We start from the raw sequence: 13,591 nt of genomic DNA on the forward strand, positions 1-13,591 counted from the left end.
ACGTTGAAACACTCGCATTGGTGGGTGTTTTTTTGTTTTGTCATTTGTCGAATATGAAATCATCTTGTCAAATGTACTATTGCATGATATCGTTGATAACGATTATCAATATCATTTGAAAAAGGTGGGTTTATTTTGCTGAAACGAAGAAACTCGATCTGGCTTTTGTCTGCTCTCATTATATTGCTTGTACTGAGTGCTTGCGGTCAGGCCGCAACGACAAGCGATACAACGGAGACCACAAACACAACCGGAGCTGCGGATACGGAATCATCAACCGACTCAACTTCTGCGTCTGTTGCCGATACCACAACAGGTGCCGAGGGAGAGACCGTTACATATCAGTCAGATGCAGGTGAAGTGGAAGTACCTGCGGATCCGAAGCGGATTATCGATCTGACCGCATTTTCAACAGGCTACTTTGTTGCACTCGATGCCCCAGTCGTGGGTGCAACGTCAGGTGCAATAAACAACGAGTACATCAAGGATCAGCTCAAAAGTGAGGGGACAACAGATCTGGGAGAGCAGCCAACAGCCGAGCAACTGATCAGCCTAAAGCCTGATCTGATCATCGCATACACGGGTATGGAGGGTCTCGACAAGTTGTCGCAGATTGCACCAGTGGTACAGTTACAATATGGTAAGCGCAACTTCAAGGATCTCATGTTGGAGATGGGTAAACTGACCAATAGAGAAGCCGAAGCAAAAGACTGGATCACACAATGGGAAGCGAAAATTAATGAGCTGAAGCCAAAGGTACTTGCAGCTGTGGGAGATCGTACAGTCTCCATTTTGAATCCATACTCCAAAGGATTATTTGTATTTGGTCATAATTACGGTCGTGGTGGTGAAATACTCTATGACGAATTTGGTCTCAAGGCACCAAAAAGGGCCCAGACAGAGGCAATTGATAGTGGCACAGGCTGGGCCTCAATCTCGATGGAAGTGTTACCGGAATATGCAGGCGACATCATCTTCACCAGCCCGTGGTCGGGAGATACAACCGATCCGAAGATTGTTTATGATAATACAGTGTGGAAAAATCTAACTGCGGTCAAAGAGGGTTATGTTTTCCAGCTTGATCCGACCTCCGATACATACAACGACCCTGTATCGCTTGAAGGTCAACTGAAGTTTATCTCGGATAGCCTGCTTTCAGTGAAGTAGTCCTTGGGTGAATGTTTGAAGAGGTCCGTGCATTCTAGCACGGACCTCTTTATTTGGCGATCTTAAGTCGCAGTCGCTGCCCCTAACCCTGACATAGTCTTTTAACTATCGTACTCCGTTGTCGTAGTATAACCACATTAGCTTAGTAGTAAGGTTATTACATATTGGTCATATAAAATAGTTAATGCCCTTTTATCAATTTGCTTTTTAAAATAAGGCCCTTTGGCGAATCTGGACCAAAGGGGTTTTCAATTTCATTTTCATGATAATATAAGATGAAGTATGCGAAATAAATCTGGGTTAGGAGAAGATAATATGGACGTTTTTGCAGAATATCTAGCACGAATTGATAACCTGGGACATCGGGATCGTACGGAAGAAATTTTAGAATGGATTATCAAGAAGTACCCAAATTTAGTACCAAAAATAGCGTGGAATCAGCCCATGTTTACCGATCATGGCACATTTATTATTGGATTTAGTGTATCCAAACATCATTTGGCTGTGGCGCCTGAAAAGGCAGGGATTAATCATTTTTCCGATGAAATTGTGAAGGCCGGTTATGAGCACACCAAGGAGTTGGTGCGTATCCGGTGGGATGGACCGGTTGATTTTTCATTACTGGAAAGAATGATTGATTTCAACATCACGGAGAAGGCAGACTGTTCAACCTTTTGGCGGAAATAGGCATGGCGGATACCCAATAACAAAAGACCTCGCTCTCACATACAACGATGAGCTGGGTCTTTGTTATGGTCATTCAGCAAATGGTTTGGACATTGCACCAAAATAATCTATAACTACGTTGCGAAACGCGATAGCTGCTTTCGAGATATATCTGTTTTTATGCGACAATAAAGCAATTTCTCGCACAAGGTTCTGATCCTCGATCCGAAGATATACAATGCGTTCCTGTGAGTTTCTTGCTGTATTTGGTATAAAGGCAAGCCCAATCTCCGCCTCTACAAGTGCAGTTAATCTTGCAGGCTCATCTCCTTCGTAAACATACTTCGGTACAAACCCGACGGATTGGCATTTGGAGTCCACCAGATCACGAATACCATATCCTTTTTTCACCCCCACAAACCACTCTTCCTTAAGCTCTGCTAATGTGATACTGCTTCGATCCGCATATCGATGACCTAGAGGCACAGCTACTACAATAGGGTCCTGGAACAGCATCTGACATTCGATATCATCCCCTTGGATTGGAGGGGAGGACAGGCAAAAATCAATTTCGCCTCGGTGAAGAAGCGTGGACATGTCTTCCAAAGTAACCATTTGTACATGAAACTGGACGTTCGGTTTATTTTTTCGGAATGCCCGCAAGATTCCTGGTAATGTGCTTGCTGTAGTGACCGCCAATTGAAGTGTACCGTGTTCCGGGTTGGAAAGATCAGCAATTTCCTGTTTTCCCTGTTCCAATTCAAATAGGGCTTTTTCGGTCCGTCGAAGGAATGTTCTTCCGAATTCGTTTAACCGCAGCTTTCTGCCCAATCGATCAAATAGCGGTGCACCCAAGTCATCCTCCAAACGTTGTATCGTCTTGCTCAGTGAGGATTGAGTGACATGCAGCTTACCCGCAGCTTCCGTAACATGTTCACATCGGGCTAATGTCAGAAAATAGCGTAGCTGTAGAAGTTCCATTTCGCACCACTCTCTTATTCCTTTTAGTTCATCAAATCATAACATAAAATGCATTGGAATAAATAACGGATTTCCATTAAGATGACAACAGAAGAAGGAGGGATATACATAATGAACACTCGAAATATATGGTTAATGATATCTGTGGGCTTGGGAATCATGCTGAATCCGCTAAATTCCTCCATGATATCTATAGCGATTGCAAGACTACAACAGGAGTTTTTACTTGATGTTACGGCCGTGTCGTGGATTATTTTTTCCTTTTACATCGCAAGTGCTGTGGCTCAACCGGTCATGGGCAAGTGCAGTGATCTGTTCGGCCGCAGAAAAATATTCCTTATCGGTCTGGTTGTTGTCTTCGTTTCCTCCATGTTAGCTCCGTTATCTCCAGACTTTTCTTGGCTCATTGTTTTCCGGATCATTCAATCTGTTGGCACAAGCATGATGGTATCCGTCGGGATGGCGATTGTAAGAATCCACGTTACTGAGAAACAGGCAGCCGCTTTGTCTATCCTTGCGATGTTCCTGTCCGGTGCGGCCGCGGTAGGCCCCTTTATTGGTGGTGTATTGATTCATTGGTGGGGCTGGCCAAGCATATTCCTTGTGAACATTCCATTTGTAATCGCAAGCTTTATCTTCGCCTGGAAAGCCATTCCCAAAGAGGGGTCATTCAAATCCACGTCTGGTGACATGTCCATCAGAAAATGGTTCCTGCTGATTGATGCGCCAGGCATACTCTTGTTCACAATCGCTTTGGTGACTCTGCTAATGAGCGTGCTTTCCGTTAAATCAACCGGACATCTTTCAACATGGCACCTTATGGCAGGGGGAATCGGTTTGATTGCATTAGCAATTTTTATACGACATGAATTGAAAACACCATCCCCCTTTATCCCGCTGAGGGTATTCGCCAAATATCCCGAAATGACCTGGGTGAATGTACAATTTATGCTGGTTAACACTCTGTTTTACGCTCTGTTTTTTGGAATACCATCTTATTTGCAGCAGGTACGCCATCTGAACGAAGTTCATACAGGAATAATTATGCTAACCCTCGGTTTATGTTCACTTATCAGTTCTCCTCTCGCAGGACGCTGGATTGACAAATCAGGTACGCGACCAGCTTTGATCGTTTCTGCGGTTTTAATGACGCTCGGGTCTGTCTTGATTGTGGCATTGGATAATGCTTCGCCGGTTGTCAATGTCATCTTGCCCTTAGCTGTATTCGGCATCAGTAACGGGTTGAACAGTGTCGGTATGCAGGCGGCTTTATTTAAGAGCACACCCAAAGAAATGATCGGTGTCGCATCAGGTATTTTTAATACATCGAGATATCTGGGTACCATTTTGTCGTCGTTGTTGATTGGAATTGTTATGGGAGACACATTCAGTTTTATAGGTTTTCAAACGCTCGGAATCATCCTGACGGTATTAGCTGCATCTTTAATCATGATGACCTTACGGCGCCAGCGATCCTCGGACACGCAGACGTTATAGTGTTAAATCACATCATTACGTAGTCATGTATTGCTTTCGAAATTGAAGCGGAGACAATCCGATATACCGTTTGAAACAGGCTGAGAAGTATGGAGCATAACGAAAGCCCACTTCTTCAGCGATGCGATCGATCAACCAGTCTGTAGTAACCAGTAATCGCTTTGCACGTTCTAAACGAAGTTCATTTAAATATTCAATTGGCGTTTTACCATACTTCATTTTCATGCAGCGGATAACATAGTTGGGATGAAAATGGAGAGCTGCTGCCAAGGTTTCATTAGTGACCTTTTTCTTGTAATTCTGTTGAATGTATATTGCTGCTAGTTCTGCTAATCGATTCTGCACGGAGTCCATAACCCGTAAGCTGCCTTCTTCCAACATGGAAAGCAATTCACCGAGCAAGCGCTGCTCCTGCCAAAAGGAGCTATCCATTTCCGGGGTCAACAATTGCTCCAGAAGGTTGAAAGCCGCTTGTGAATTGGCTAATTTCGAATGTTTAGGAAGCCTTAACGTATAAGGGTTGCCAAACGGTCTGGAGGAATCTTGCAACTCCGGTTCAAGGACAGAAGAGGTTAGCAAACTTTCATATCTTTCAACATGCTCAAAATGCAGCCAGTAAAACACCGTTTTCTGCGTACACGGCCTGACCGAATAGTGTTCTCCCTCTGGCAACAGGATAAGTGAATCTCCTTTTTCCAAAGTCCATTGCTGATCATTCTCTCCAATATATAACTCTCCCTTGACCACAATCAGTACATCGTAAATACCAAGCTTTTTTCGGTTCGGATGATGATCTCCGATTTCATATTCAGAACGTCCAGCTCCTAAATAATAGGGGAGTTGGGGGACTTTAAGCTCTATGATTCCATCTTCATTCAAAACAGATAGCCCTCCCTATTAGTGTTAAATTTTATAGAAAAAAGTTCAATTCAATTCTATTTTCCCATGTAATCACAGCTTATAATTGAAAACCACAAGAGTCAATTTTATAGGAGGAATTCCATAATGCCTAAAACCAAAGTGGCCATTCAAGACACCTTCTGGAAAGAATACTCCGAATTAGTCCGTCAGACCGTCATTCCTTATCAATGGGAAGCGCTAAATGACCGAATCGAAGGCGCAGAGCCGAGCTATGCCATCCGTAATTTTCGAATTGCAGCTGGCTTAGAGAAAGGTGAATTCGGAGGATGGGTATTTCAGGATAGTGATCTCTACAAATGGTTGGAAGCGGTTGCTTATTCGATCGGTAACCATCCTGATCCCAAGCTGGAGAGCATCGCTGATGAAGTGATTGACCTGATTGGTCAAGCTCAACATGAAAATGGCTATGTAAATACCTACTTCACCATTAAAGAGCCTGGAAGACAGTGGACCAATCTGTATGAAGCTCATGAGCTATATTGTGCCGGTCATATGATTGAAGCAGCAGTTGCATATTATCAAGCGACAGGGAAGCGCAGATTTCTCGACATCGCATGTCGGTTCGCTGATCTCATTGATAGCTTGTTTGGAACCGAGCAAGGTAAAATTCAGGCATATTGTGGGCACCAGGAGATAGAGTTAGCTCTGGTTAAACTGTACAACGTTACAGGGGAACAACGTTATTTGGATCTGAGCAGCTATTTCATTAATGAACGTGGCAACAAACCCAGTTATTTTGTGGAAGAATGGGAACGCCGGGGAAGGAAGAATATTTGGTCACAAGGAACTCCCAATCTTGAGGTATATCAGTCTCATCTGCCTGTGAGAGAACAATCGGTGGCCGTAGGTCACTCAGTTCGTGCCGTTTATATGTACACCGCAATGGCCGATTTGGCGCGCCTCACGAATGATTCAAGTTTGCGTGAAGCCTGTGAGCGGCTATGGAACAATACAACTCGCAAGCAAATGTATATTACCGGCGGCATAGGTGCAACACATCTGGGGGAAGCATTCACGTTTGACTATGATTTGCCTAACGATACGGTTTATGCAGAGACCTGTGCTTCCATTGGACTGATTTTCTGGGCACGTCGGATGCTGCAATTGGAGGCCAAGAGTGACTATGCTGACGTCATGGAAAGAGCATTATACAATAATATACTTGGCAGCATGTCCAAAGATGGTCAACATTTCTTCTATGTAAATCCACTAGAGGTACACCCAGATGCGAGTGAAAAAAATCCTGACAAACATCACGTGAAGCCCGTACGGCAGAAATGGTTTGGATGTTCATGCTGTCCGCCTAATGTGGCTCGTTTATTAAGTTCACTTCATGATTATATTTATGATGTATCCGATGACGGAAAAACGGTGTACGTGCATTTGTTTATCGGCAGTCAGCTTCAATGGGTGACAGGAGACGGTCTGCAAGTGACATTACACCAACGATCTGAATTACCGTGGCATGGGAAGGTGGAATTCTCGATTTCTTTTGCTGGTAATCATGCTAAAGCTGCTCCATTTGAGATTGCACTCCGAATTCCTCAGTGGTTTCAAAGCCAGGATCCAATATTAAAGATCAACGGGGAACCCCAACATTATCGTAAGCATAATGGTTATGCAAAAATGGAACGTGCTTGGTCCGATGGTGATACAGTAGAGTGGATATTGCCACTTGAGACCCAATTGATCGCTGCTCATCCTCTGATCCGGCCAGATGCTGGAAAAGCTGCCATCCAACGCGGCCCGCTCGTTTACTGCCTAGAGCAAGTGGATAATGGATCTCCACTATCTTCACTCTCATTCGCGGAGGACCCAGAGTTGAGAGAACACGAAACGCCTGAACTGCTTGGTGGTTGCATTACTGTAGAAGTTAATGGGCTACTTGTGGATGAATCCGTGTGGTTGGATAATCAACCTTACCAGCCGCTACACAAAAACGTAAAACCGGTACAACTCACAGCAATCCCTTATTATTTATGGGGCAATCGACAAGCGGGAGAAATGAATGTTTGGCTTCGTACCTGATTCTATAATTCGTATATGACACCTTTAATTGAAAAGCGGGAAAGAAACACAATTACTAAAAGTCGCCTAAATGGCGACTTTTTTGCTTTAAGATCATGCTCATTTAATGCAAACAGCTACTTTTTTTAAACGAAATTTAAGATACGCATTAAACCAGTGTAAGGTTGATCTTCTATACTTGCATCTGAGCTTCAAAAATCATTCGAGGGAGAGATTTATATCAATCATTCACGTTCATTCACATCAAATCGAATCAGAATAACAGCCATCAGCGCACTCGCTATGATTCTGATCGCATGCCCGATCATAAGTACGGGTAGTGCTGCCGCTAATGCAGCTCCTGTATCAGCTATTTCACAAGCCACAAAAGATATTAAGGCTCAAGCGCCTATCCAATATCGAATTCAAGCCCGGCTGGATGAGAAGAAGATGACGATAGAGGGGAGTGAATTCATTACTTACCGCAATACAAGTAAAGATACATTGAAGCAACTGGTTTTTCATACTTATGCTGATGCTAACCTTTCGGAATCGACACAGACGACCATGTTTAAACATTCCAATGAAGAGATTAGCAAAAATAACCCTGATAAGAAACCGGAAGACTTTCTTGGAGGAATTGATATTGAGAAGGTGATGACCGGCGGACAAGTCCTTGATTTCAGTAATAAGGACCAAGCTATGTCGGTGAAATTGGAGCAACCCCTTCAGCCTGGTGAATCCGTGTCGGTTCAAGTGCATTTTAATCTGAATATTCCCTATGGCTCACAGCGCTTATCGTATTACAAAGATATTATCAATGGGGCTCATTGGTTCCCTGTGATGTCAGTCTATGACGAGGCTAAGCATGAATGGGATAGCAAACCTTATAGTAAAACATTTGAAACGGATTACTATACTTCCGCGGATTATGAAGTTCAGTTCAATGTTCCCGATGAATATCAGGTAGTGATGCCTGGTACGATAACCACACGGGATGATGCAGAGACTGGACGCAAAGTGGTATCCACCGTAGCCGAGAATACGAGGGAGTTTGCTTTCTTTGCCAGCCCGAACTTCAAAGTGGAAAGCGCAACCCGGAATGGCCTCACCGTAGAGTATTATTATTTTGACAACCAACCAGGTAAGAAAAAGATCATTGATGGATATATTGATCAAGCATTTAAAGCCATTGATTTTTTCAGTGGAAAATACGGTAAATATCCTTATCCTGAATTCCGGATTGTTGAATCATATGTGGAAGGTGTAGCTATCGAGTATTCAAGACTTATCCAAATGGGGCAAATCGGAATAAATTCTGCTTCAGAACAGGACACGGTTTTTGTGCATGAAATCGCCCACCAGTGGTTTCATGCGTTAATCGGGAATAATTCGGAGACAGAGTCTTTCCTGGACGAAGGATTTGCAGATTTCTCCAAAGTGTATTTTTCTGAGAAGCAGGGGGATAAGATGAATGGCTTTAAGTCCATCCAATTTGACGATTCCACTGTGGATAAGGCCATTGCTTCAACCAATGACGAGGTGGGAGATTGGGCAAGCCCAGTTTATTACGATAAAGGCCGCCAAGCGATATACCAATTGTACCGTTCCGTCGGGGAAGAGAAATTCGATACCTTTATGAAAGAGTATTTTAAACGTTATGTATACCAAAACGCTACGATTGACGGACTTCTGCAAACGATAGAAGATGTACTGGGGAAAGAGGAGCGAGATGATATGAAGACGGCTTTATTTGAGCCCAATTTTGCGCTGAAGCCCGAATATCAACTGTCGAATGAGGAGAAAACGGCATACCTGCATGATCAGTTTCAATCGCTGTATGGATCAGCGTTAACTCAGGTTCCGAATTTACCTTTTGAAACTATGAGCCGTGTGATGGATAAAGCCCTTCAAGGTGAGCCATTAGCCATTGTGCTCAGTGATCAGGTGAGCAAGGCAGCAAACAAACAACAGGAAGCTATGGTAAACCAACTGACAACTCTTCTGGATTTAACCGGAGTGAAGTATGACCTGATCCAGGACCGGCAGGAGTTGAAGCAAAAAATGAAAAAAGAACTGGCTACCAGCAACCTGATTGTACTTGGCAACGCCAAATCAAATGGTTTTGTACAAGCATTAAAATCCAGCATTATAGACCGTGCTACCCATATCGGGTTTCAATGGAAGACGACCATGAACCAACCATCTGCAGCTGGAGGCTATATTATCAAACATCCTTATAATCAAAATCGTTTGATGCTGCACTATTTCTGGAATGAAGATCATCTGAGCGGTGGGAGTCTTGAATCATTCATGATGAAAATGCAGGAATCCATTGGATTCACCAACGCATATTGTCAGTACTATGTTTTGGACAAGACTGGCAAGGTAACACTGGATAAAAAAGTGGAAAATCCACTTTCGAAATTTTTCGCTGAGGAATAACCCGAAAGTGTTCAATCTTATAAAGAAAGATTAAATATGCTTGCCAATTGTCATTGGAAGATCATAATATCGTATGTTACAGAGTCGCCTATATGGCGACTTTTTTATTTAAGTTCAATTTAGGTTTTTAAAAGCTGTTCTGAAGGGTAAATATAACGTGGATCTTTAAATGGATGTAAAATAAAACGTTGCGGAGGAAAATGAAGAATGTGAGGAAAAGCATTGATTGTTAATATACTGCAAATAATAACAATATAATGTGCAAAGACACCTGAAAATGTAGGATAGTAACATCAATGACAAGAAAATGATCAGGATTCGGAGAACACCGAAATGAGGAGGACATATGAAAACAACCAAGGTCTCATTTTATGTACTATCACTAATTCTGCTCCTAGTGGCGGGGTTATCCGGATGGTCGGGGGATGCCAATGCAAACTCCAATTCAGGTAAAACCTATGTGATTGGCACGGACATCACATTTGCACCGTTTGAATATCAAGATGAAAATGGGGATTATGTAGGCATCGATATGGATTTGCTGGATGCGATCGCCAAAGACCAGAACTTTAATTACCAAATCAAAGCCCTGGGATTTAATGCGGCTGTGCAAGCTCTTGAGTCCAATCAGGTGGATGGCGTCATTGCCGGGATGAGTATTACAGATGAACGAAAACAAAAGTTTGATTTCTCAGAGCCTTACTATGAATCAGGCGTTGTTATGGGAATTAGTGCCAATAATGATACTGTAAAAAGCTATGAAGATCTTCGCGGTAAAAAGGTCGCCGTGAAAACGGGCACAGAAGGATACAGCTTTGCTGAATCTATCGCTTCAAAATATGGTTTTACCATTGTTCCATTCGACGATTCTTCGCAAATGTATGATGATGTGAAAACTGGAAACTCGGTTGCATGTTTTGAAGATGAACCAGTTCTAAGATTTGGGGTAAATCAGAATAACGGTTTAAAAATCGTGACCAAGAAAGAAGACGGGGCTTCCTACGGATTTGCGGTTAGCAAGGGACAGAACCAGGAACTCCTAAAAATGTTTAATGACGGCCTAACAAATATCAAGGTAAGCGGCGAGTATGACCGTATTAAAGAGAACTACCTTGGTGAAAATGCCGTTGTCGCAAACCAGGGTCGTTGGGAATTAGTCCAAAAATCTCTGCCTGCGCTGTTCAAAGGTCTGGGAAATACCCTCTTATATACGATTATTTCGCTGTTTTTCGCCTTTATCATCGGTTTGATTTTTGGCTTTATGAAAGTAGGACAAAATAAGTTTCTTCGTGGTGTTGCTACCGTATTTGTGGATATTTTCCGCGGCATACCATTGATCGTTCTGGCATTCTTTATCTATTTCGGGATTCCTCAGGCCATGGGCTTCACCATGCCACTGTTCCTGGCCGCCATTCTGACATTGAGTTTGAATGCAGGGGCGTACGTAACGGAAATTATTCGCGGGGGTATTCAATCGATTGATCGTGGACAGATGGAAGCCGCTCGCTCATTGGGACTTCCTTATCGCAAAGCCATGATAAAGATCGTAATCCCTCAGGCCATACGGGTTATGATTCCTTCATTTATTAATCAGATGGTTATTACATTGAAAGATACATCGATCTTGTCCGTTATTGGACTGGTGGAGTTGACGCAATCCGGTAAGATTGTTATCGCAAGAACATTCGCCTCTTTCGACATTTGGTTGACCGTTGCGATTATGTACCTGATTGTTATCATCACATTGACTAAGATTGCTGACTACCTGGAGGTGAAGGTTCGTCGTGGGTAAAATTAAAGTTGAAGGATTAAAGAAAAGTTTTGGCACAAATCAAGTGCTGAAAGGCATCGATATATCGGTCAACGAAGGTGAAGTTGTCTGTGTCATTGGACCTTCCGGCTCGGGTAAAAGTACGTTTTTGCGTTGCATTAACCAGTTAGATGAGATCACAGCTGGACGGGTTATCGTAGATGATCGGGATCTAAATGATCCCAAAACGAACATTAACAAAGCACGCGAGAATATTGGAATGGTGTTTCAGCATTTCAACCTGTTTCCTCATTTCAGCGTGCTCAAAAATATCATGTTTGCACCCAGAGAACTTGGGATATTAAAAGAACAGGAAGCACGTGATACGGCACTTCGTTTACTTGATCGGGTTGGTTTGTCGGATAAAGCAGACAGCTATCCAAACCAACTTTCGGGCGGACAAAAACAACGCGTAGCGATCGCTCGTGCGCTTGCCATGAATCCGGACGTTATGTTATTCGATGAACCAACTTCGGCGCTTGACCCCGAGATGGTAGGCGAAGTCCTTGGTGTAATGAAGGATCTTGCGAGCGAAGGTATGACGATGATTATCGTGACCCATGAAATGGGGTTTGCCCGTGAAGTTGCGGATCGGGTTGTCTTCATGGACGGTGGATATGTTGTAGAGCAGGGCACTCCTGTTGAAATATTCGGAAATCCAAAAAATGAACGGACGATCAGCTTCCTGGAGAAAGTACTCTAAAAAGCCAAATCAAAACCCCTTCAAGATCATTTCTTGAGGGGTTTTTGGTTTGCATTTGATTTAGTTATGGATTTGAATTACATAGCAGGTATTCACTCAAGTGAGTCCTTGTTTAGCCTTCTTTTCCATCTGCGATGGCCTCTTCGGTCGTCGCATAAACCAATCGGTTGCGAACCAGGGAGGGCAGGAATTTTAGATAGAAAAAGCTGACGGCTATCGTGCAGAATGCCAGCATGTAATGCAGCCAGGTGACCGATAACCAGACTGGAAAGGCGAGGGCGATACCTCCCAAAGCCAGTGAGTGCCCAAGCATCATGATCGGCTCGATCAATGAATTAACTCGGCCCATATTCTGTGGGGGAACAAGCTCCGGCATCCAGCTGCCAAGCGCGATGTTAATAGGAGCTATGGCGATTCCCGCCAACAGGATGAGAAAAAGATAGACTTCAATCCGCACAGTTGTTCCAAGTCCTCCGATGAGCAGGCTGGAAATGAATAGCCCAGATATCAAAATCGGAGTTCTTGTGAAGCGCCGGATGAAGTGAGGAGCGATGATGCTGCCAATCAGAAAGCCGATCCCCAGAAAGACAGTAATGAGCGAAGACTGAACGACGTAATTGTCGGGGCTTAACTTGTATTTCATGGTGAAGATGGGGAGTACAGAGAAGACACCGTTTACAATACCGAAAAATAGAAATCCACTAATCAGTACGAGAAGCAATCGATTCCCGGCAATATACCGAAGGCCATGCCAGAAATCCTTAAAAAGAAGTGATAGCCGTAGTTCCCGAATAGAGGTTCTTCCGTTGGGGATACGGGCACGTTCGGGGAAATCTCCCCAGGCTAACAGAAGACCGGAGATCAGGAAACTGACACCGTCGATGATAAAGGCACCCTTAATGCCGATAAAATGATAGGCTGCTGCGCCCAAGCTCATACCAAAGAGCATAAACATCCCCATGATCATCTGATTGAGGCCTGAGGCCTGAACATACTGGTCCTGATCAATGCTGCCTTGCAGCAATCCCATTTCTGCTGGACCAAAAAATTTGGATATCGAACTGCGTAAAAAGAGCATCAAAAAGCAGAAGAACAGCATGTCATAATGAACAAATAATAGCAGCAGCAGGGTAAGTCCTGCCCTGATCCAGTCGCTGTAGGCAGCAATATGCTTGCGGTCGAATCGGTCAGCGATGACACCGACGATCCAGAACACAGCCAAGGTAGGCAATGAGTACATCAGCTCCGCCATCGTAGCGAGTGACGGGCGCTCACTGTACCTGTCTACCAAATAAAAGGCGAATGCCATATTTCCAATCACGGTTCCTAGCTGTGAAGCAAAAGCCGCAATGAACAGCTTACAGAACGTTGGATTACGAAAAAGCGACTTCATT

The 13,591-nt window shown here is 43.7% G+C and carries 10 protein-coding genes; 7 read left to right on the forward strand and 3 right to left on the reverse strand.

What is annotated here, in order from left to right; translation table 11 throughout:
• Positions 1-135 precede the first annotated feature (135 nt).
• On the forward strand, positions 136-1,167 hold the full coding sequence (locus tag ACDJ58_RS13815) for an ABC transporter substrate-binding protein (protein ID WP_413378800.1): 1,032 nt from the start codon (positions 136-138) through the stop codon (positions 1,165-1,167).
• A gap of 315 nt (positions 1,168-1,482) precedes the next feature.
• Entirely contained in the window at positions 1,483-1,854 is a 372-nt protein-coding gene (locus ACDJ58_RS13820) for an iron chaperone (RefSeq protein WP_413378802.1), read from the forward strand.
• 69 nt (positions 1,855-1,923) lie between these two features.
• On the opposite strand, the gene ACDJ58_RS13825 is transcribed toward ACDJ58_RS13820, so the two are convergent.
• Positions 1,924-2,814, reverse strand: coding sequence for a LysR family transcriptional regulator (locus ACDJ58_RS13825; RefSeq protein ID WP_413378804.1), 891 nt, complete (start codon positions 2,812-2,814; stop codon positions 1,924-1,926).
• A gap of 111 nt (positions 2,815-2,925) precedes the next feature.
• Here ACDJ58_RS13825 and ACDJ58_RS13830 point away from each other — a divergent pair, with 111 nt between their 5' ends.
• A complete protein-coding gene (locus tag ACDJ58_RS13830) occupies positions 2,926-4,311 on the forward strand; it encodes an MFS transporter (RefSeq protein WP_413378806.1) in 1,386 nt (461 codons plus the stop codon).
• Positions 4,312-4,326: 15 nt separating this feature from the next.
• On the opposite strand, the gene ACDJ58_RS13835 is transcribed toward ACDJ58_RS13830, so the two are convergent.
• Positions 4,327-5,190: a helix-turn-helix domain-containing protein gene (locus ACDJ58_RS13835; RefSeq protein ID WP_413378808.1), complete on the reverse strand. Its 864-nt coding sequence runs from the start codon at positions 5,188-5,190 to the stop codon at positions 4,327-4,329.
• Between the two features lie 126 nt (positions 5,191-5,316).
• On the opposite strand from ACDJ58_RS13835, the gene ACDJ58_RS13840 reads away from it, so the two are divergent.
• From ACDJ58_RS13840 to ACDJ58_RS13855, 4 genes are all read left to right on the forward strand, one after another.
• The gene (locus ACDJ58_RS13840) at positions 5,317-7,260 is read left to right on the forward strand and encodes a glycoside hydrolase family 127 protein (protein ID WP_413378810.1); all 1,944 of its coding nucleotides are present in this window, start codon (positions 5,317-5,319) and stop codon (positions 7,258-7,260) included.
• Between the two features lie 282 nt (positions 7,261-7,542).
• On the forward strand, positions 7,543-9,684 hold the full coding sequence (locus ACDJ58_RS13845; RefSeq protein ID WP_413378812.1) for a M1 family metallopeptidase: 2,142 nt from the start codon (positions 7,543-7,545) through the stop codon (positions 9,682-9,684).
• Positions 9,685-10,030: 346 nt separating this feature from the next.
• Positions 10,031-11,476 (forward strand): amino acid ABC transporter substrate-binding protein/permease, encoded by a 1,446-nt coding sequence (locus ACDJ58_RS13850; protein ID WP_413378814.1) that lies wholly within the window; start codon positions 10,031-10,033, stop codon positions 11,474-11,476.
• Complete coding sequence (locus tag ACDJ58_RS13855) at positions 11,469-12,197, forward strand: amino acid ABC transporter ATP-binding protein (protein WP_413378816.1); 729 nt, start codon at positions 11,469-11,471, stop codon at positions 12,195-12,197. Before ACDJ58_RS13850 ends, ACDJ58_RS13855 begins: the two co-directional genes overlap by 8 nt.
• 112 nt (positions 12,198-12,309) lie before the next feature.
• On the opposite strand, the gene ACDJ58_RS13860 is transcribed toward ACDJ58_RS13855, so the two are convergent.
• A complete protein-coding gene (locus tag ACDJ58_RS13860; RefSeq protein WP_413378818.1) occupies positions 12,310-13,590 on the reverse strand; it encodes an MFS transporter in 1,281 nt (426 codons plus the stop codon).
• Position 13,591: the final 1 nt, after the last annotated feature.

Source organism: Paenibacillus taichungensis, from assembly GCF_047302525.1.
GTDB classification, from domain to species: Bacteria; Bacillota; Bacilli; order Paenibacillales; family Paenibacillaceae; genus Paenibacillus; species Paenibacillus taichungensis_B.